This window comes from Micromonospora sp. Llam0 (assembly GCF_003751085.1).
Classification (GTDB): domain Bacteria; phylum Actinomycetota; class Actinomycetes; order Mycobacteriales; family Micromonosporaceae; genus Micromonospora_E.
In genome coordinates this window covers 6,043,374-6,062,669 of sequence record NZ_RJJY01000001.1, presented here as the reverse complement: position 1 = coordinate 6,062,669, position 19,296 = coordinate 6,043,374, and the positions used below count along the sequence as shown (strand labels likewise).

The following is a 19,296-nucleotide window of genomic DNA, read 5'->3' as shown; positions in this document are numbered from 1 at the left end:
TACGGCGAGTGGAAAGGGGGATCAGGTGAGGAAGTTCTTGAGCTCGACGACGAGCTTGCGGACGTGCCCGGACAGCACCGGGGTGCCCTGGTCCTTGAGTCGCTGCCGGAACCATGGGTTGACGCTCTGCTGGCCGCCGCTGGAGACCGAGCCGACCGGGATCAGCCTGGCGCCGCTGCGGTGCACCGCCTGCAGCCCGTTGAAGACCTCCTGCGACTTCCACTCGTAGAAGTCGGAGATCCACACCAGCACGGTGTTGCGCGGGTCGGCGATCTTCGGCCGGGCCAGCTCCAACGCGGCCATGCCGTCGGTGCCGCCGCCGAGCTGGGTGCGCAGCAGCACCTCGAACGGGTCATGCACCCACGGCGTCAGGTCCAACGCCCGGGTGTCGTACGCGACCAGATGCACGTCTACCTTGGGCAGCCCGGCGAAGATCGAGGCCAGGATGGTGCAGTTGACCATCGCGTCGACCATCGAGCCGGACTGGTCGACGACGACGATCATGCGGGCCGGGGTGGTCCGCTTCGCGGTCTGCTTGTAGTACAGCCGATCGACGTAGAGCCGCTCGTCCTGCGGACTCCAGTTCGGCAGGTTCTTCCAGATGGTGCGGTTCAGATCGAGGTTGCGGAACACCCGCTTCGGCGGGACCGACCGGTCGATGGTGCCGACGCTGGTCTGCTGCACCTGGGTCTTGAGCACCTCGGCGACCTCGTCGACGAACCGGCGGATCAGCGCCTTGGCGTTGGCCAGCGCCACTCCGGACAGGTTCGACTTGTCCCGCAGCAGCTGTTCGATCAGCGACATGCTCGGGGTGAGCTGGCGGGCCAGCGCCGGATCGGCCAGCACTTCGCGCAGCCGCATCCGGCGGACCAGGTCGGCCTCGATGGTGCCGAGCACCCCGTCGCGGCGGCCCGGGGTCGCGCCGCAGGCCTGCTGGTACCAGCCGGCGTCGGACTGCCAGCCGGCCAGCTGACCGGCGGAGACGTCACCGCTGCCGGTGGCGAAGATGTTGAGCAGCAGCTTCGACGCCAGCGCGGCCCGGCGTACCTCGTCGCCCCCGACCTGCACCGACGACTCGCCGGCGCTGTCGCCCGCAGCCGGCTGCTCGTCGGCGCTCTCGCCCTCAGCCGGCGGTACGAGCAGGCCGGGCAGCTCGTCGGCCAGCTCCGGGAACCGCTGCACGACGGTGTCGATGGAGACCGCCGGGTCGAGCAGCGCGGCCGGCAGCCCCAGCTCGTCGACCACCGCCATGCTGGTGCGTTCCAGTGTGGCCTGCTCCTGCCCGTCGAACAGTCGGGCCAGCAGCCGCCAGTAGAGCACCTGGCGCCGGTTCTCGTGATAGTTGATCATCGAATCGGTCATTTCCGCAGCAACCGTCCCGCCCGCTCCCGCAGCATCGCGATGCTGTCGCCGGAGCGGGCCACCGCCTTGGCGACCTTGGCGTCGGTCGGCCCCTGCGCCCAGTCACCGGTGTGCAGGTCGACCTGCTTGCGCTTCACCGTCACCTGCATCCCGATCGGCTGCACCGACCAGCCTGGGCCGGCCGCCGCGTCACCGTCCCAGCGCAGCAGCCCGATGCAGGCCGACGACTTGGCCAGCAGTTCGGCGGTGATCGGCCCGCAGCCGGGCAGCCGGTCGACGTCGACGGCGACCCGGGTGCCGTCGACCTCGAAGCCGAGCCCGGCGTCGTCGGTGAGCACCGTGTAGCCCTCCAGCAGCACCGGCTCGGCGATGGCGACCGGGTGCCGGTCCAGCGGCGGTACGGCCGGGGCGAGCGCCTCGCTGAGCTGCACCCGGGCCACGGCGAACGGGTCGGTCGGCTCGCCGGGGCGGGCCTGGTCGTCGCGCCAGAGCAGGTCGCCGCCGGGCAGCAGCGGCAGGTCGGTGACGTCGAGGCTGAGCCGGCCGGCCAGGGCGGCCAGCAGCACCGGATGCTCCGCGAGCAGCTGCCACACCACCGGACCGACGATCGTGTCGACCTTGGCGGCGGAGACGTTGACCCGGACCAGCCGGGACCGGTCGGCGTCGCCACCCCCGCCGCCGGCCTCCAGCACCGCGTGCACCTGCAGCTGTACGGCGGTCGCGTGCTCCTGCACGTCGGCGCCGACGATCAGCAGCCGGCCGGAGACCGTCTCCGGCGCGGCCGGCCCGCCCGGCGGGCTGGTCAGCAGCATGGCGCGGGTCCACAGGTCGGCCCAGCGACGGGCCGGAATCCGCTCCATGGTGGCCACCGGGCTGGAGTAGCGCAGCTCGTCGGCGAGCCCGTCGAGCAGCACCGCGATCCGGCGGCGGGCCGGGTCGGCGAGCAGCGCGGTCAGTGCCTGCTGGCTGGCCGACACCAGGTCGTGGTCGACGTTGCGCCAGCCCGCCAGGGCCAGCTCGGCCAGCCAGGAGCGGGCCGCCAGCAGCCGTCCGTCGGCCGGGGCGGCTGCCGTGGTCGGTGCCGTCCACTGCGCCCGGTCGCGGCCGAGCGTGCCGTCGAGCCGGTCCCGCAGCGCGTCGTGCACCGCGCCCACCACGGCCGTACGGGCGGCGGCCAGCAGCAGTAACTGCTCCTCGCCGACCGAGCCGGCGGTGACCTTGTCGACGGCTTCGGCAGCCGCCGCGCCGAGCGGGGTGGCCGAGACCGCGCCGGCCAGGTCGGCCAGGGCCGCCGTACCCTGCGGGTCGAGCCGGCCGAGGCCGCCGGTCATCGCCTGGTCGAACCGGTCGACCACGTCGAGCGCTTCAGCGACCCCGGCCGGTACGCCGTCGCGCAGGTCGTCGAGCTGTGCCCCGCGCATCAGCGGGCCCCCGCCCCGGCCGGGAACCAGCTCAGCTCGGGCAGCGGCTCGACCGCCCCCGGTAGGTCCAGGTAGGACAAGTGATGCAGGAACCGGCTGAACACGGCCGCCGCCGGCGACGCGCCGGCCAGGGTGGTCCGGCCGATCGCCCAGAAGATCTCGTTGCCGGTGGTCACCTCGTCGTTGGTTTCCAGCCGCAGGAAGCGGGCGACCCGGTCGCCGCCGTACTGCACGACGGCCTCGTCGGCGAGCGCGGTCAGGTGGTTGCACGCGTAGTCACCGCCGCGCAGCCCGCCGCACGGCCGGTTGTTGTTGGTGCTGCAACTGACCTCGTAGTTGCCGGCGGCGACCGACGACACGTACACCCGCCCGATGTCCGAGCCGCTGGAAACGACGCCCTGCAGGCGTCCGTCCGCCATCTCGACGAAGGGGACCTTCGCCAGCTTGCGGGGTCGTGCGGTGGGCACCATCCGTACCATGCTTCGCCGCTGCCAGGCGGCGTCGTCCGCGTCCACTGGGTTGCCCTCCAGGCGTGTCGACCGCAGCCGTCGTCAGCCGTCATCTCAGACGGCGGGGCTGCGGACCGGTGATCCGTACCCGAGAAGTTGTATCGCCCCGGTGCGACAAACCGGGGTGGCGGGCGGTGACCGGCCCGGATCGTAGTCGGCGACCGGCTGATACGCTAAACTTCCCCGCCGTACGGGAAAAAGATGCTGATGGGGAAGAATGGCGAAGTCGTGGCTCTCGGTGGAGGAAGTCGCAGAGCAGCTTGACCTGCATGTGCGTACGGTGCGTAGTTACATCCGGGACGGACGGCTGCCGGCCGTACGGATCGGCAAGCAGTACCGGATCGCACCGGCCGACCTCGACGCGTTCACCGGCCGCCCGGCCGGGGCCGCAGGCTCCGCCGAGCCGGCCGACCCGGTGGTCGAGGTCTCCGCGGTGGTCGACATCGACGGGTTGACGTCCGCCGACGCCGACCGGTTGAGCACCCTGCTGGTCGCCGGGGCGCAGGGCGGCAGCCGGGCGTCGGCCGCGCCGCCGCTGCGGCTGCAGACCGGGTACGACCCGGCGCGAGACCGGCTGAAGATCGTCGTCTTCGGTGGCCCGGACGCGGTCGCCGAGATTCTGTCCACCATCGACGCGGTGACGCGGGCGGGCAGCGGAATGTTCCGTACGGACAGCGGGGAGAGGGCTGGAGACGATGGCTGACGAGATCGTCGAACTGGCCGGCGTACCGGTGCTGGTCTGCACCGCCGACGGGCCGAAAATCGCTGGCGAGCAGGACGCGCTGGACGTGATCGGTCAGACGTTCGCCGGTGCCGAGATCGTCGCGATCCCGGTCGCGCGGCTGGACGAACGCTTCTTCGCGCTGCGCAGCGGGCTGGCCGGCGGCATCATGCAGAAGTTCGTCAACTACCGGCTACGGTTGGTCGTGGTCGGCGACATCACCGGCCACACCGCCGGCAGTACGGCGCTGCGTGACCTGGTCGTTGAGTCGAACCGGGGCCGGCAGGTCTGGTTCGTCGACGACCTCGACACCCTCGCCGCCCGCCTCAGCTGAGCCGGGCGATTGAGCCGGGCGATCGGATGCGCTTGGTCTGACACATCCCCGGCGTGTCAAGTCGAACAGCCGCTGTGGATCATCAGCAGACGAGGGTGGGCGACTACATGTACTGAGCGGCGGTCTCCTCGACTTCGGTCACTTCCTGCTGGGCGCGCAGGGCCATCGCGGCGGCCGAGCTGAGGCCAGCGGCAGCGCACGAGCTGGGCGATGACCTCGTCGACCGTCGCGGCCATCAAGATCCGCGCGGTAAGTGTGAGTACGGCTGATCTTGCAGGGGTCACGGCTGGCCTTGTAGCCCTGGCTGACTTGAATGCCTTGTCCTGTAGGCGTAGCGGGGTGAGAACGAGCGTTCGATACGCCCATCCGGGTCCGGCGGCCAGCTGCCCGGCGGCCGCACTAAAGGACGTCGAACTCGTTGCCCTCTGGGTCTGCCATCGTCAAGTGGTCAGGCGTACCGTTTGATTCGTCCACCCGGAGCAGGGTGCCGCCCGCCGCCACCAGCTTGTCGACCACCGCCTGGACCTGCGGCCAGCGCATCTCGGACGGCTCCTGCCGACCTCCGCCGACGCGGATGTCGAAGTGCATGCGGTTCTTGACTACCTTCGGTTCCGGCACCTTCAGGAACGACACACCGGGCTGGACGCCGTCTGGGTCCTCGATGAAGGCGCCGTCGTCCCACTCGTCCTCGGGAACCTTGAAATGGGTCTGCCATGCTTCCCAGGTGGCGAACCCTTCTGGTGGGGCGGCCGGGACGTACCCCAGCGCGAGGCACCAGAACACGGCCAGTTCGCGCGGGCGCGCGCAGTCGACGGTCAAGGACCATTGCTCGGACATCGCCCCACCATAGACCGCCGACGGTCAACCGACGGCCGAGCGAGTTCGGCCCGGCTACGCACATCCACCCCGTACGCAGCGTTGCACGCCAGGCCGTACCCCGACAGCCTGAGCACCTTGGCTGAGAACCCGCCAGGCGGAGCCGGAACATTGAGAAGAGAGCAGGTCAACTGAGAAAGGGACATGCTTCGCAGGCCCCTGCTCAGCCGGGTCTTGACCACGTCAACGCTCGCCGAACTGGCCTCCCCGGTCGCGGAGCAGCCTCGCCGGAAGGGTGCTCACGTTCGTCAGGTACGTCCGACCATAGTCGACAACCTACGGACCGGCGACCCCGAATGACGGGGCGCTACCGACGAGCGATCCCGAGTATGTTTGCCTCGTGGGCGCTCCCGGGTACTTTGCGAGGCTCGTCGAAGACCAAGCTTCGTCCGCCCATCCCGCTGCCGCGATGGCGCGGGAACTCGGACTGCTCGGTGTCTACGGCACCCTGGGGATCTCCTTCGTCATGTCAGAGTCGGGCGAGGTGTTCATCGACGAAGACGACGGTAGGTTGCGCCCCGCCGATGCGAGCGAGCACGAGTTCGCCCACGTCCAGGCAGCGCGCCGCTACCCGGAATTGAGACATCTCATGCCGGACCGGCCGCCCTTCGCTTCGACCTGCCAGCTGTGTGCAGGATCCGGCGAGGCTGTGTTCGGAGATGGGCGAAACCGGATCTGTTGCCCTGACTGCAACACCCGTGGATGGATTCCTGGGCTACCGGGAGCCTGCTGGGTTGCTGAGGACTCGTAGCTCGTCCAGGAAGGCTAGCGCCTCAGGGTGTTTGGGTACTTGCTCCTGCAACAGTTGCCGTAGCTCTCGGGAGCACATGAGGAGTGACGGTAGGGACCTGCGGTCGCCCGACAGCGCTTGTCGGCCGTAGGCCACTGCCTCCTCAATCTCCCCTCTGCGCGCCGATACCACACCTAGTGTCAAACGAGCCTCGGCGTTCCTCATGGGCTTTCGTTCGGTGCCGTCCGGATCCGTGGAAGACCGTATGACTTCATGGGCATAAATCCCGGCCAGCCGGTCTTCTCGTGCCAGCCGGTAGCAGTCCATCGCGTAGAAGTCGAACTTCGACGGATCAACCACAAAATGGTGGTCGGTATCCTCTGGGTAGGGCAGTGATTCCAGGAGTGACCGGCCCCGATCAAGTGCCGTCTCCACTTGTCTGCGGTCTCCGATACGTGCCCATGCCTTAGCCTGCTGCGCTGCTAGCTGCACAGCAACACTTTGGCCGGGGGCCTTTGCCGCTCCAATATCAGCGGCGGCTATCGCTCCCCGGTAGTCGCCCTGCGTCAGCGCGTACCACGCGCGCATTTCGTGCGCCCACCCGACAACTGCAGCGTCGCCCGCCTCCTCGCCAAGGGCTAGCGCAGCCTTACGGGTGCTTTCCGCTTCCCGCCGTAGCCCTAAGTCGTATTCGACGCACCCTACGAGCAAGGCAACCAGACCAGCAAGCGATAGAACCTCTTTGTGCTGCGCGAGCGTTAAACGGCGATCCATGAGGCTCGTGAGGCGTCGAAGCCACGCCTTCCCCTCGACATAGAGCTGATACGGGGGAGCGTAGGGGTACTCGCAGCAGAGCCGATCGGCCGCAATGCGAAGTGCATCAAGCATGGCTGCCGAGACATCCGAGGCGCGAATGCGAGAGAGAATCTCCAGGGTTTCCAGGCCACTGTCCGCCAGCAGGTCCGCTTCGACGTGTGCCCCACCCTGGCGAGGGAAGAATGCGGCTGTGACGGTGCCATAGGTCTTGGCGATCAGCGTCTTGTAAAAGACATCGGGCTCGGAGCTACCGGCTTCCCACCGCTTCAAGTTGCGCAACAGGGCGTTGTCGGAGGGCAGTGGTTCGGCTGCGTGTGCTCTGAGTGCCCGTACCGCGTCACTCTGGGACCACCCCCGGGCGGTCCGCTCCGAGCGAAGCCGCTGCGCCCACGCCGGCCGGGAGTCTTCCTCAGGCTCATCCCTCATGGCTTCGAGTATCCACCACACAGGGGTGATATGGCAGGGGACTTCGACCTGTCACCGCCGTGACACCTGCCGCCTATCAAGATCGAGTGAGATCGTTGCTCTATCGACATCTGATTGTCAACCAGAAGGCGCGGAAGATCTGGCGTAGTGCCAGGTGAGTTGGTGCTCAGCAAGGCGGCGGCCCATTCGTCGCCCCGGCCCAATCAGAAGGGTTGATCATGGTGGCGCTTGGTGCCCTGACTTCCGGAATCCTGCTCGGGTTCTTTGTCGGGTTGTTCAGCTTCAAGGTCAAGTCGCGGTGGTGTCCCGACTGCGGTCGGACGACGGTGCCGGCCGCTGGTCGGTAGCGTGCCGGCCGACCGGTCGCCGGCGGATCCCCGCCCCGGTGATGAGTTGATCGTTGATGGTCGGGCGAGTGTGCAGTTCGCGGCCGGGCGGGGTTTCCGGTTCCGGGTGACGACAGTGGACACGAAGCTGACGTACGAGGGCTGGGTCTGGTTGGCCGGGTATGTGTTGGCACCCGACGGTGAGGCCCGTGAGCGTCGGGAGATCTTCGTCCAGCGTGACGGTCTTCGCTGGGCGCCCCGCCCGCGCCGGCCTCACCGCTGAAGGGCGGCGGCACAACTGCGACGCGAACCGCGCCCTCTCCATGCGTACCTCTGAAGGTTTTTCGATTGTGTGAAAGGTGGTTCCTGCTGTGCGTGGATTTCTTGACCTGTTCCGGCGGGCTCCGGTGCGGAGTCGGCGTAACCGGCGGTTGCTCGCTGAGATCGCCCGCCACAACCGGCGGCCGGCCGACGCCGCTGCCGGGCCGCGTCCGTCGGTGCGGCCTGCCCCGAACGCTGTCGGTCACTTGTACGGCAGGCCGGTGCGGCCGTCGATCAGCCCAGGCCTGGTCCGCGACCGTTCGTTCGGCGACCGGGTTCGGCGTGGCTGCGACCCGGTCGAGGTGCGGGCGTTCCTGCACCTGGTCGCTGACGAGTTGACCGCCCTGCGCGCCGAGCTGCGCTCCACCCAGGACGAGAACATGCGGGTCAAGCAGGCGTTGCGGGACTGGCAGTCGCAGCAGTTCGAGCAGACCCGGCAGTCCTACGGGTTTGGGGTGGGGGTGGCGGCGTGAACGGGGTCAACGCGGTGCCGGCCGGTTCGCTGCACGTGGTCGGGGTCGGCGCGGAGCGGCGGCGGGCGCAGCGGGTGTTCACCGTGGCGAACCTCGATACCGGGCAGGTGGCATCGACCAGTTTGGTTCCGGGCTCGTTCACGCCGTTGCCGACGCCGGGTGGGACGTGGTGGTTGCCGTATGCGCCGATCGTCACGGACCTTGCCCAGCGTGCCGGGGTGGCCGCCGCGACGTTGCGTGACCCGGACTTCCCCGACGAACCGGGCCGGCTGCCGTCTTCGGGGTTGACGCTGCCCCGGCAGTGGCAGCCCACCGTTTCGGAGCGGGACCGGCTGCGGTGGGAGGCGGTGGCGCTCGCCGAGCGGCCCGCCACGCCGTGGCTGGTGCTGATCGGCCGCAGCGTCGAACCGCCGCCACCCGGCGACCCGGGCCGGCTGCTCGGCCGGCTGTGCGCGCTCGCCGACCAGTTGCACGTCGACCTGGTCGTCGAAGTCCGGCCCAGCTCCATCGGGCGTGGGCTCAGCTGGGACGTCCGGTTCGAACACGCCGGCGGTACGGTGCCCGACTACCAGCACCGGTGGATCGGCGACCTGCCGACCGCGCTCGCCGCCATCCCGGCCGAACGGGCGGTGACCGGCCTGACCGTTGCCAACCCGCTGCTACCCGCCCACTACCTCACCGAAGCTGCCCTCACCGGGCGTGCGGTGCCGGTCGGGTTGGACGGGCACCCCGGCGGCCACGACCTGGACCAGGTCGAACGCCGCATGATCAGCGATGCCGAGCAGCACGGCGGCGCGCAGGCCATCTGGCGTAACCGGCACTGGTGGCACACCAGCCTGCGACCCGCCGACACCCCCGGCAGATTCGTGCGCGGCTGGGAACCGCCGACCCCGAAACACTGGGGCGAGCCGATCCCCGCCCACCCCTGCACCCGGTGCGCCGACCGGCCCGATCCGCCGTTCTGCCTGGACTGCTACGGCACCCGGCAGGTCCGACGCGGCGCGGTGCTCACCGTCACCGACCTGCGTGGCCGGACCGTGCACCGCAACTGGCGACCCGACGACACCGACCAACCACCACCCACCCTCGCGGTCGCTGACCGGCTGTCCGGCAGCATGGTGTGGCAACTACCCGAGCACTACCGGATCGGGGCGCTCGCGGCCGGCTTCGGCGTGCGGCCGACCGACCTGACCGACATCGACGGCGAACACGTCATCGACCAGCACCTGCGCAACGGCGTCAGCCAGGTCCCCCACACCGGCGGCGACCCCGTCGACGCGTACCTCGGTGAAGTCGGCGCCACCCACGACGGCGCCCGCGTCATGGTCCTCGCCAACGGCTGGCCCGGCCCCACCCTCGACGAACTCGCCGCCCTGGTGCGCGGCCTCGGCCTCGGCCTCGACGTCACCGTCATCGACCACCGCAACACCATCGGCCGGCCCGAACTGTCCCAGGGTCACTCCTGGTCCGTCCGGGTCGTCGACCCCGCCACACGCTTGGCCGTCGACCCCGTCCCCACCAGCGCTGCCCTGCCCGAAGCCGTAGCGCTCTGCTACCGCTACCTGCACGGCGCACTCCGCACGACCATCCCCACCGACCCGGAACAACCGATACCCGTCCCACAACAGCCTGCGGCGACCGGCACCCTCACCGACACCACAACCGTCATCACCCAGGTACGCCGCCACGCCGCCACCCAGCCCGGCCAGCCCGCCACCATCCGGCTCCACCCCGATGGCGCCCACACCACCACCACAGACCATCCGAGCAAGTGTTGATGGCAGCAGAACGCCCACGTGGGCACATATCTTGCCGACTTGGCCGACGAGAGCCCCGCATGCCGGCGGTGACCGGGATCCGGCTCGCCAGATCAGTCAGGATCGCCCGCCAGCACAGGAAACTGAACCAGATCCCCACCATGGCGGCGAAGGGTGAGGAAGCCGACGAAGGCGGCGACGATCGCCGCCTCGGCGGCGCGACATCACCCTCCCCGGCGAGCTGGCGGGGCGGTCACGGGCGGGTCCGCAAAGTGGCCCACACCACGGTCCACGGGAACGGCTTGCTGACTGCACGGACCTCGGCCACCGTGCTGACGAACCGGACGAAGGACCGGGTCGACCAGTGGTTCAGGTGCCCGGGGGTGTTGCCGAGGTCGCGCACGTACCGCCCGGCGAGCAGGTTGCAGGACCGGAAGATCGGTTCGCGCGGCACCGACAGCACCAGGTGGCCGGCGCCGACCCGGGCGATCTCGGCCAGCCCGCGCTCCGGGTCCGGCAGGTGCTCCAGCACCTCTGCCGCGACCACCACGTCGAACCGGTTGTCCTCGAACGGAAGGCGGTGTGCGTCGGCGTGCAGGTAGTGCGGTCCCGGCCGCTGCCGCCACTGGTCCCGCAGTCCGGCATCGGGTAGATCCAGGGCGGTCACCCGGGACCAGCGAGAGGCCAGGTGATTGGCGATGACCCCCTCGCCGCAGCCCACTTCGAGCGCGTGGCTGGTGCCGGCGGCGCCCGGGTCGGCCGCGACCCGGTCCAGCATCTGCTCCAGCCTGGTCACCCAGCGGGCGGTGAGCCACCGGATGGCCGGGTTCTTGGCGGTGTACTTCTGCGTGTGGTTGCCGATGACGATGCCGGGAGTCTCGACCGGCGGTGAGCTGGTCATGCGCGATCCTCGCTGGTGCTGGCAGTGACGGGGGATCGGTCGGAGGCACCGACCGGTGGCGTGATGATCTCGGCTGGCAGTCCGTCGTAGACCCGCTCCGCCTGTTTGGCCAGATCATCGATCTGGGCGTGGAAGGTGTGCGCGGTGGTACGCCGGACGTAGCCGTACTTTATCGCGTGGGTGCGGTAGACCAGCCCACCGGTGGACCGGATCCGCTCCAGCAGATCCGCGTCGACGTGCTTGACCCACTCTCGCCCACACCGACCAGGCGTCCGACACCAGCGTGTGGAAGCTCCCACCGGCGGGTGAGCTCCACACGTTCTGCACACCGGCACCACAGCGCGTGCACCGCTGCGAGCGACGGTGAACGTGAAGGTGATCGGCACGAACGGAGGAGGGGCCATGAACAGGAAGACTCGGCTGGCGACGGCGCTGGTGGCCGGCGGTGTGCTCACCGCCGGGGCGGTGGCGGTGACGGCACCGGCGATCGCCGGCGCGGGGCCGTTCGGCAACCCGTCAGTGAGCACCTCGTGGTCCGGCCCGGTGTCCGGCATGGGCCCGGGAGCCGCTGGCAACGACATGGGAAGGGCTGGCAACGGCATGGGGACGGCTTCCCGTGACGGCAGTTGCCTGTACCCGTCGGCGGACGCGCCGTCCGGCACGTTGAGTGAGCAGCAGAAGGCCACCCTGGCCGCCATGGCGCAGGAGGAGAAGCTCGCCGGTGACCTGTACCGGGCGTTCGCCGACGAGTACCCGGCGGTGGTCTTCGACCGCATCGCGGCGGCCGAGGACCAGCACCTGGCGGCGGTGCGTACCCTGCTGGACCGGTACGGGCTCAGCGACCCGACCGCGGACCAGCCGGCCGGTCAGTTCTCCGACCCGGCCGTGCAGGCGACCTACGACCGGCTGCTGGCCGAAGGTCTGACCAGCCAGAGCGCTGCGTTCGGCGTCGGGCAGCAGGTCGAGCAGGCCGACATCGACAGCCTGCAGCAGGCCCTCACCGGGCTCAGCGCGGCCGACGTGACCCGGGTGTACCAGCACCTGCTGGCCGCCTCGCAGCACCACCTGACCGCGTTCACCACCTGGGCTACCCGGTAGCTCAGCACCGGACCTGCGTCAGCCGGCGCACCGGTACAGCCGGTCGGCTGGCGCAGGTCCTCCGCGTCGTACCTCAGGGGGCGAACGCGCCGCAGGACGTGTCGTCGGGCGGGTGGGGAGAGGCCGAACGGCTCTGCCGCCCGCCCACCTGAGCACGATGAGGTGAGGTCATGGCCGGCACGGTGCTTGTCGTCGAGGACGATCGGGAAATCCGCGAGCTGCTGCGCCGTTACCTGGAACGGGCCGGTCTGCAAGCCCACACCACCCACTCCGGAGCCGAGGCCGTCCGCCTGCTCGATGAGGGCGGCATCGACCTGGTCGTACTCGACCTTGGACTGCCTGACGTCGACGGCCTCGACGTGCTGGCCGCAGCCCGCACCCACGGCGACGTGCCGACCATCGTGCTGACCGCCCGCAGCGGCGTGGAGGACCGCATCCGGGGACTACAGCATGGCGCCGACGACTACGTCACCAAACCGTTCAGCCCCACCGAACTTGTCCTACGGGTGCAGGCCGTTCTGCACCGCCTACGCGGCGGTGCGACGGAGCCGGGACCGGCCTCGTACGGAGCCGGTCGGCTACGGATCGACGAGGCCCGGCACGAGGCGTGGCTGGCCGGCCGCCTGCTGGAGCTGACCCCGACCGAATGGGGGCTGCTGACCACAATGGCGTCCGCGCCCGGCCGGGTGTTCTCCCGCTACGAACTGGTCAACCGGGTCCGGGGCTACGAGTTCGCCGGCTACGAACGGACCATCGACTCGCATGTGAAGAACCTGCGCCGCAAGCTCGCCGCCGACCCGGGCGAGATCATCGCGACCGTGCTCGGCGTCGGATACCGGCTGGTCCTCGACCGTGACCGGTGACCCGACCGCTGTCTTCGGCCCGCTCGGCCGACGGCTGCTCGCCGCGTTCGCCGCAGTGGCCCTGTCCTCCGTCGCCATGCTGACCGTCGCCGCGCTCATCGGCACCGACCGGGGACTGGCCACCGCCGAACGCGCCAACCGCGAAGCGGCCGCCGCCCGTACGGCGGTAGCCGCCGCCGACGGCTACCCTGCCACCGGTGGCTGGGCCGCCGCCGACCTGACCGCCGCACGGGCCGTCGCCGAGGCGGCCGGCGCGCAACTGGTGATCCGGGACGCCACCGGCGCGATGGTGTGGCCCGGCCGGGCTCCCGCCGGCTCCGGCCCCATGCGGGGCGCCCACCACAACGCCACCGGCACCGTGGCGACCGCCACCGTCCGGGTCGCCGGGCAGGACGTGGGAACAGTCGAACTCCTCTTCGGCCGCGCACCGGAGACCGGTGGGCGCGCGGTCGCCTGGCAGTGGGTCGCCGCCGCTGGCGCTGCTGCGCTGCTGCTCGCCCTGGCCGTGAGCTGGTACGTCGCCAGGCGGCTCAGTGTGCCGCTGGTCGCGGTGACCCGGGCCGCCCGTGCCTTCGCCGGCGGTGACCGGGCCGTGCGCGCCCGGCTGCGCGCACCCGGTGAGCTCGGCGAACTCGCCAGCGCGGTCGACGCGATGGCCGACCAGGTGACGCAGGCGGAACAGGTGCGTCGGCAGCTGTCGGCCGACGTCGCCCACGAGCTGCGTACCCCGTTGACCTCGCTGCAGGCCGGTCTGGAGGAGCTGCGCGACGGTCTGGCCGAGCCGGACCCGGCCCGGCTGGCCAGGTTGCACGATCAGAGCCTGCGGCTGGGCCGGGTGGTGGAGGATCTCGCCGAGTTGTCGGCGGCCGAGTCCTCGGCGTTGTCGCTGCGCCGCGCCGACGTCGACCTCGCCGACATCGTCACCGCCGCGCTCGACGGTCACGAGTCCCGGCTGCGCAGCGCCGGCCTTCATGTCGACCGTGACATCCACTCTCCGGTCCCGGTACACGCCGACCCCGACCGGCTCCACCAGGCCGTCACCAACCTGCTGACCAACACCGCCCGCTACTGCCGACCGGGCGATCAGGTCCAGGTCAGCGTCGACACCGTCGACCACCACGCGCGCATCCGGGTCGTCGACACCGGACCCGGCATCGAACCCGCCGACCTGCCGCACGTCTTCGACCGCTTCTGGCGGGGCCGGAACAGCCGGTCCACCGGCGGTGCCGGCATCGGTCTCGCGGTGGTCCGCGAACTCGTCGTGGCACACGGCGGCACCGTAGACGCGCAGTCGCGGCCCGGCCACGGCAGCACATTCACCATCCGGCTTCCGCTGGCCCCGGCTATGCCGGCCGGTAACCTCGGTTGAGAGGCCGGCTTAGAGCACTGTCGCGCCGACGAGTTGCCCGATGGCGAAGGTGACGGCCATGGCCAGGGCACCACCGGCGACGAGTCTGACCATCGCCCGACCCACGCGGGCGGAGCCAAGTCTCGCGCTCACCGCACCCGTCACCGCGAGGGTGAGCAGCACGACCGCGAACGTCACGGGGACCCGCGCGTCGGGTGGTGGCAGCAGGATCGCGATCAGCGGCAGCAGTGACCCTATGGTGAAGGCGATCGCCGAGGCGGCGGCCGCGTGCCAGGGGTTGGTCAACGAATCCGGGTCGATCCGCAACTCGATGTCTGCGTGCGCGGCGAAGGCGTCCTTGGCGGTCAGCTCCTCCGCCACCAGCCGGGCGGTCCCGGCGGTCAGCCCCTTCGCGACGTACATCGCGGTCAGCTCGTCCAGCTCCTGCTCGGGGAACCGTTCGAGCTCGGTGCGCTCCTTCGCCAGCAGCGCCCGTTCGGAGTCACGTTGGCTGCTCACCGAAACGTACTCGCCCAGGGCCATGGAAACGGCGCCCGCCGCCACCCCTGCGACCCCCGCTGTCAGGACCGGGCCGGTGGCGATGGTCGCGCCGGCCACCCCCACGACGAGACCCGCCGTCGACACGATGCCGTCGTTGGCGCCGAGCACTCCGGCCCGTAACCAGTTCAACCGGGTGGAGATCCCGCCGCCGTGCGGTTCACCCAGGTGAATCGTGCCGGGCCAGCCGGCTCCCGTACCTTCGGCACTCATCCAGATCACCTGCCTCCGCCACCGTACGGCGGGGCGTCCTGCCACGGCAACGAAGCTTAGCCTGCCCTGTCGCAGGTGGACGCGTGGTGCACGGGGGTCTTGTTGTTACCACAGTGGCTCGGGCGACCGCCTGGGGACATGGGCACCGAGTTAGCTCGTCCGAGCACCGGGTACGCGGCAGACCATGCGGCGAATCTGGAGTGGGCTGCTGGCCGGTGCCGCCGGCACCAGCGCCCTCAACATGGTCACCTACCTCGACATGGCGGGCCGCGCCCGGCCGGCGAGCAGCACCCCGCAGCGCAGCGTCGGCCGGCTCGCCGAGACACTGCACGTCGACCTGGGCGACGAGGAGACGGCCAGCAACCGGCGGGCCGGGCTCGGGCCGCTGCTCGGCTACGCCACCGGCCTCGGCGCCGGAGCGCTGTACGCCGTGGCCGGCCCTCGCCGGGCACCGGTCTGGGCGGCCACCGGCCTGCTCGCCATGCTGGCGATGGCCGGCTCGGACGCGCCGATGACCCTGCTCAAGGTGACCGACCCCCGGCAGTGGAGCGCCGCGGACTGGGCGTCGGACATCGTGCCGCACCTGGCGTACGGCGTGGTCGCCGCCGCCGTGCTGCACCGGCTGCAGCGCAGCGACTGACCTGCCCGGCCGTGCGGCCGTACGGCGTACCCCCGACGGGTTTCAGAGCCAGTCGTGTTCGCGGGCGTAGCGGGCCGCGTCGTGCCGGGTCCGGGTCTGGGTCTTCTGCATCGCGTTGGACAGATAGTTGCGTACGGTGCCTTCGGCGAGGTGGAGCCGGACGGCGATGTCGGCTACCGAGTAGCCGTCGCCGGTGGCCCGCAGCACGTCGACCTCCCGGTCAGTGAGCGGGCAGTCGTCGATGACGGCGAGCGCGGAGACGTCCGGATCGATCCACCGCTTGCCCGCGTGCAGGGTGCCGATGACCGAGGCGATGTGCGCGGGCTCGGCCGACTTGCTGACGAAGCCCTGGACGCCGAGTTTGAGCGCGCGGCGCAGCACGCCCGGTCGAGCGTGCCGAGTGAGCATCAGGATGACCTGCTCGGGCCGGTCCTGCCGGATCTGGGCGACGGCGCCGAGCCCGTCCACGCCGGGCATTTCCAGGTCGATGACGAGGACGTCGGGCCGGTGGTGCAGGGTCGCCTCGATAGCCGACGCGCCGTCGGCGGCTTCGGCGAGTACGGTGATGTCGCCTTCGAGCGGGAGCAGCGCGGCCATCGCCTTGCGGAGCAGGACCTCGTCGTCGGCGAGCACCACGGTGGTCACTGGGGCATCGGCCTGTGTCATCGGTCCTCCATCGGGGCGGTGCCGGGGCGCGGGAAGGTCGCAGCCGTCAGGAAACGCCCGTCGGTCTGCTCCACGGTGAGCTCACCGGCGCTGTCAGCCACCCGGTCCCGCAGTGTGGCCAGGCCGTGCAGCTCGGGCAGCGGAGTCTGCGGTGCGCCGTCGTTGACGACCGTGATGCCCGAGCCGGACAGGGTGATTTTCACCTGGGTGGCCTGGGCGTGCCGCAGGATGTTGGTCGTCGTCTCGCGCAGGACCTGGCCGAGCAGCTCGTCCGCCCGGGTGTCGACCTCGGCCTCACGGTCGACGCGGACCCGGATGCCGGCGGCTTCGAAGAGGTTCTTGGCGTTCTCCAGCTCGGCGGACAGGTTGAGCCGCCGCTGCGCGTAGGCGAGCTCCTTGGTCTGCTTGATGGTGTCGCTGACCAGGGAGTAGATCTCCCGCAGCTCGCTGTCGACCCGGTCGGGGTCGGTACGGACCAGTTTGCGGGCCAACGCGATCTTCAGCTTCACCACGTGCAAGGTGTGGCCCTGGATGTCGTGCAGGTCGCTGGCGAACCGGACGCGTTCCCGGAAGACGGCCAGCTCCGCCTCGCGCTTTCGGGACTCCTGCAGCTCCTCGACGACGTCGTAGAACCGCTTGTTCGGAAACATCAGGCCGGTGATGACCGCGACGGCGCCGGCGGGCAGGACGACGTACTGCAGGAGGACGTCGGAGACATCGTCGGACGACACCAGTAGCCGCGTCGCGCCCACCGCGGCGACGTAGCCGACGAGACCGACGGCTGCCGCGGCCCGGTACCGCTTCAGATAGGGGACGACGAGGGAGCCCACGAGGGTCAGGCCGTACGACGCTCCCGGGCTGTCGATCACGAGTACGCCGAGGGGCCAGACAGCAGCGGTGACGATCAGACAGAACGGTGCGAACCGGGACAGGTCGCGTGCCGTCCACCGCTCGAAGGCCACCAGCGCCGCGACCACGCCCGAGGCCAGGATGACGGCGTCCCACCAGGTGCGGGAGTCGACGACCACCACGGCCGCCCCACCGGCCGCAAGCGGCGGGACCAGCATGACGAGGTTGAGTTTGCGCAGCCGTCGCCGCGTGGGCTCGGTGTGCTCGGGCATCTCCTGAGTATTCGTCCGGATCCGGGCTGGCCACCAGTGACACTACGTCACGGGTGCACCGGCGGGAATGTCATCGCGAAGTGGTGACGTGGTCGCACTGACCGGCGGGCGCGGTCAGCGCTGAAATTGACGGCATGTCCACCACATCAGTCATCGACGTCGAACACCTCAACGTCGCCTACGGCGACTTCCACGCCGTCAAGGACCTTTCCTTCCAGGTACGCCGGGGCGAGCTCTACGCCCTGCTCGGCACGAACGGGGCCGGGAAGACCTCGGCGCTGGAAACCATCGAAGGTCACCGGACGGCGACCTCGGGAGTGGTGCGGGTCTTCGGGCAGCGCCCCGGTGACCGGGCAGCCGTACGGCCCAGGATGGGCATCATGCTCCAGGAGAGCGGATTCTCCCCGGACCTCACCGTGCGGGAATCGGTCCGGCTGATCGGGAAACTCAGCCAACGGGTCGACCACGTCGACCGGGTGCTCGACCTGGTCGGCCTCACCGGTAAGGCCGGCACCCTGGTCGCCCAGCTCTCCGGCGGGGAGAAACGGCGGTTGGATTTCGCCACCGCCGTGTACGGGGCACCGGAGCTGATCTTCCTGGACGAGCCGACCACCGGGCTGGACATCCAGTCCCGCGACGGACTGTGGGGCGTCATCGACAACCTGCGTGCGGACGGCTCGACCGTCGTGCTCACCACGCACTACCTGGAAGAGGCCCAGCAGCGCGCCGACCGGATCGGTCTGATGCACCAGGGCACCCTGCACAGGGAGGGGACCGTCGCCGAGCTGACCCAGTCCCTGCCGGCCGTCATCCACTTCTCCCTCCCGGGGCCGGCGCCGACCCCGGCGCTACCGCTGCCGGCGGAGCAGGGCGACGGCGGCGCGCTGCGTATCGAGACCCTCGACCTGCAGCGGGATCTGCACACCCTGCTGCGCTGGGCAGACGACCACGCCGTGCAGTTGCGTGGCCTCGAAGCCGGGCCGACCCGGCTCGACGACGTGTTCCGCGCCGTCGGCACCGAATGACCGCGTCCGAACGACCCCCTACCGAATCCTTGAAGGACGGACCGTCTCGCCATGCTCTCCATCGCCGTCAGTGAACTGACCCAGATCTTCCGGAACCGGCTCGTGCTGGTCACGAGTCTCATCATGCCCATCGTGGTCAGCGGGTACTTCATCTACCAGCACGAATCATTCGCGGCGCTGGGCAGCCTCGGGTACATCGCCGGGGTGGTGGTGTTCACCGTGGGCGCGTTCGGGCTGTACGCCACCACGGTGACCACGTTGGCCTCCCGCCGGCAGAACCTCTTCCTCAAACGGCTGCGCTCCACCACGGCGAGCGACCCGCAGATCCTCGCCGGACTGCTCACCCCGGCCACCGTCATCGCCCTGGTCCAGGTCACCGGGATTCTGACCGTGCTGGCCGTGGTCACCGGCCAGCCGGCGAACATCCCGCTGCTGGCGGCGGCCGTCGTCGCGACGACGATCATGTTGATCGGTCTGGGGTTGGCCACCGCAGGGCTGACGAACTCACCCGAGCACGCCCAGGTGACCACGCTGCCGGTCAGCCTCGGCATCATCGCCGTGATGAGCTGGGTGGGTATCGGCGGCACCGAGGATCTCACCCTGCTCAAGCGGCTGCTTCCCGGCGGCGCGGCCACCGAACTGGTCGTCGACGCATGGAACGGCGGCGTCGCCGTGACGGACTCGCTGGCCCTGCTGGCGCCCACCCTCGGCTGGGTCGTCGTCGCCGTCGCGTTGGCCGCCCGGCTGTTCCGCTGGGAACCGCGCCGCTGAGCGTATCCACCAGGGAGCCG

The 19,296-nt window shown here is 70.2% G+C and carries 21 protein-coding genes; 11 read left to right on the top strand and 10 right to left on the bottom strand.

Annotated features, from left to right (window positions below; translation table 11 throughout):
- Positions 1–21: 21 nt before the first annotated feature.
- Genes EDC02_RS26180 through EDC02_RS26170 form a run of 3 tightly spaced genes read right to left on the bottom strand, consistent with a single transcriptional unit; the run spans position 22 to position 3,262 of the window.
- A complete protein-coding gene (locus tag EDC02_RS26180; protein WP_123604238.1) occupies positions 22–1,362 on the bottom strand; it encodes a VWA domain-containing protein in 1,341 nt (446 codons plus the stop codon).
- Positions 1,359–2,783: a hypothetical protein gene (locus tag EDC02_RS26175; protein ID WP_123604237.1), complete on the bottom strand. Its 1,425-nt coding sequence runs from the start codon at positions 2,781–2,783 to the stop codon at positions 1,359–1,361. The genes EDC02_RS26180 and EDC02_RS26175 overlap by 4 nt, the downstream gene beginning before the upstream one ends.
- Positions 2,783–3,262, bottom strand: a complete 480-nt coding sequence (locus EDC02_RS26170) for a hypothetical protein (RefSeq protein ID WP_123605155.1) — start codon at positions 3,260–3,262, stop codon at positions 2,783–2,785. Before EDC02_RS26170 ends, EDC02_RS26175 begins: the two co-directional genes overlap by 1 nt.
- A gap of 247 nt (positions 3,263–3,509) precedes the next feature.
- On the opposite strand from EDC02_RS26170, the gene EDC02_RS26165 reads away from it, so the two are divergent.
- The gene (locus tag EDC02_RS26165) at positions 3,510–3,995 is read left to right on the top strand and encodes a helix-turn-helix domain-containing protein (protein WP_123604236.1); all 486 of its coding nucleotides are present in this window, start codon (positions 3,510–3,512) and stop codon (positions 3,993–3,995) included.
- Positions 3,988–4,347: a DUF4180 domain-containing protein gene (locus EDC02_RS26160; protein WP_123604235.1), complete on the top strand. Its 360-nt coding sequence runs from the start codon at positions 3,988–3,990 to the stop codon at positions 4,345–4,347. The genes EDC02_RS26165 and EDC02_RS26160 overlap by 8 nt, the downstream gene beginning before the upstream one ends.
- A gap of 399 nt (positions 4,348–4,746) precedes the next feature.
- Here EDC02_RS26160 and EDC02_RS26155 read toward each other — a convergent pair whose 3' ends face one another.
- Together EDC02_RS26155 and EDC02_RS41905 are read right to left on the bottom strand one after the other, a co-directional pair.
- Positions 4,747–5,184, bottom strand: a complete 438-nt coding sequence (locus EDC02_RS26155; protein WP_123604234.1) for a VOC family protein — start codon at positions 5,182–5,184, stop codon at positions 4,747–4,749.
- A 754-nt stretch (positions 5,185–5,938) separates the two neighbouring features.
- Positions 5,939–7,195: an XRE family transcriptional regulator gene (locus EDC02_RS41905; RefSeq protein WP_233606291.1), complete on the bottom strand. Its 1,257-nt coding sequence runs from the start codon at positions 7,193–7,195 to the stop codon at positions 5,939–5,941.
- 393 nt (positions 7,196–7,588) lie between these two features.
- On the opposite strand from EDC02_RS41905, the gene EDC02_RS26145 reads away from it, so the two are divergent.
- The 3 genes from EDC02_RS26145 (at position 7,589) to EDC02_RS26135 (ending at position 10,093) form a co-directional block, all read left to right on the top strand.
- Positions 7,589–7,804 carry a hypothetical protein gene (locus EDC02_RS26145; RefSeq protein ID WP_233606290.1) on the top strand — a complete coding sequence of 72 codons (216 nt, stop codon included), beginning with the start codon at positions 7,589–7,591 and terminating at the stop codon, positions 7,802–7,804.
- A gap of 88 nt (positions 7,805–7,892) precedes the next feature.
- Complete coding sequence (locus EDC02_RS26140; RefSeq protein WP_123604232.1) at positions 7,893–8,315, top strand: DivIVA domain-containing protein; 423 nt, start codon at positions 7,893–7,895, stop codon at positions 8,313–8,315.
- Positions 8,312–10,093, top strand: coding sequence for a hypothetical protein (locus EDC02_RS26135; RefSeq protein ID WP_123604231.1), 1,782 nt, complete (start codon positions 8,312–8,314; stop codon positions 10,091–10,093). Before EDC02_RS26140 ends, EDC02_RS26135 begins: the two co-directional genes overlap by 4 nt.
- Positions 10,094–10,325: 232 nt before the next feature.
- On the opposite strand, the gene EDC02_RS26130 is transcribed toward EDC02_RS26135, so the two are convergent.
- The gene (locus EDC02_RS26130; protein ID WP_123604230.1) at positions 10,326–10,973 is read right to left on the bottom strand and encodes a bifunctional 2-polyprenyl-6-hydroxyphenol methylase/3-demethylubiquinol 3-O-methyltransferase UbiG; all 648 of its coding nucleotides are present in this window, start codon (positions 10,971–10,973) and stop codon (positions 10,326–10,328) included.
- A complete protein-coding gene (locus EDC02_RS26125; RefSeq protein ID WP_123604229.1) occupies positions 10,970–11,272 on the bottom strand; it encodes a hypothetical protein in 303 nt (100 codons plus the stop codon). Before EDC02_RS26125 ends, EDC02_RS26130 begins: the two co-directional genes overlap by 4 nt.
- Positions 11,273–11,375: 103 nt before the next feature.
- Between EDC02_RS26125 and EDC02_RS26120 the strand changes: the two genes are divergently transcribed.
- From EDC02_RS26120 to EDC02_RS26110, 3 genes are all read left to right on the top strand, one after another.
- Positions 11,376–12,071 carry a DUF2202 domain-containing protein gene (locus EDC02_RS26120; RefSeq protein WP_123605153.1) on the top strand — a complete coding sequence of 232 codons (696 nt, stop codon included), beginning with the start codon at positions 11,376–11,378 and terminating at the stop codon, positions 12,069–12,071.
- A 170-nt stretch (positions 12,072–12,241) separates the two neighbouring features.
- Positions 12,242–12,934 carry a response regulator transcription factor gene (locus EDC02_RS26115; RefSeq protein WP_123604228.1) on the top strand — a complete coding sequence of 231 codons (693 nt, stop codon included), beginning with the start codon at positions 12,242–12,244 and terminating at the stop codon, positions 12,932–12,934.
- The gene (locus EDC02_RS26110) at positions 12,924–14,303 is read left to right on the top strand and encodes a cell wall metabolism sensor histidine kinase WalK (RefSeq protein WP_305036218.1); all 1,380 of its coding nucleotides are present in this window, start codon (positions 12,924–12,926) and stop codon (positions 14,301–14,303) included. The genes EDC02_RS26115 and EDC02_RS26110 overlap by 11 nt, the downstream gene beginning before the upstream one ends.
- 9 nt (positions 14,304–14,312) lie before the next feature.
- Here the strand turns inward: EDC02_RS26110 and EDC02_RS26105 are convergent, their stop codons facing one another.
- Positions 14,313–15,053 carry a VIT family protein gene (locus EDC02_RS26105; RefSeq protein WP_123605151.1) on the bottom strand — a complete coding sequence of 247 codons (741 nt, stop codon included), beginning with the start codon at positions 15,051–15,053 and terminating at the stop codon, positions 14,313–14,315.
- Positions 15,054–15,237: 184 nt separating this feature from the next.
- Between EDC02_RS26105 and EDC02_RS26100 the strand changes: the two genes are divergently transcribed.
- On the top strand, positions 15,238–15,693 hold the full coding sequence (locus tag EDC02_RS26100) for a hypothetical protein (protein ID WP_123604227.1): 456 nt from the start codon (positions 15,238–15,240) through the stop codon (positions 15,691–15,693).
- A 42-nt stretch (positions 15,694–15,735) separates the two neighbouring features.
- Here the strand turns inward: EDC02_RS26100 and EDC02_RS26095 are convergent, their stop codons facing one another.
- A complete protein-coding gene (locus tag EDC02_RS26095; RefSeq protein WP_123604226.1) occupies positions 15,736–16,338 on the bottom strand; it encodes a response regulator transcription factor in 603 nt (200 codons plus the stop codon).
- Positions 16,339–16,355: 17 nt separating this feature from the next.
- The gene (locus tag EDC02_RS26090; RefSeq protein WP_123604225.1) at positions 16,356–17,480 is read right to left on the bottom strand and encodes a sensor histidine kinase; all 1,125 of its coding nucleotides are present in this window, start codon (positions 17,478–17,480) and stop codon (positions 16,356–16,358) included.
- Positions 17,481–17,614: 134 nt separating this feature from the next.
- Between EDC02_RS26090 and EDC02_RS26085 the strand changes: the two genes are divergently transcribed.
- Together EDC02_RS26085 and EDC02_RS26080 are read left to right on the top strand one after the other, a co-directional pair.
- Positions 17,615–18,505: an ABC transporter ATP-binding protein gene (locus tag EDC02_RS26085; RefSeq protein WP_123604224.1), complete on the top strand. Its 891-nt coding sequence runs from the start codon at positions 17,615–17,617 to the stop codon at positions 18,503–18,505.
- Between the two features lie 51 nt (positions 18,506–18,556).
- On the top strand, positions 18,557–19,276 hold the full coding sequence (locus tag EDC02_RS26080; RefSeq protein WP_123604223.1) for an ABC transporter permease: 720 nt from the start codon (positions 18,557–18,559) through the stop codon (positions 19,274–19,276).
- The last annotated feature ends 20 nt before the right edge of the window (positions 19,277–19,296 follow it).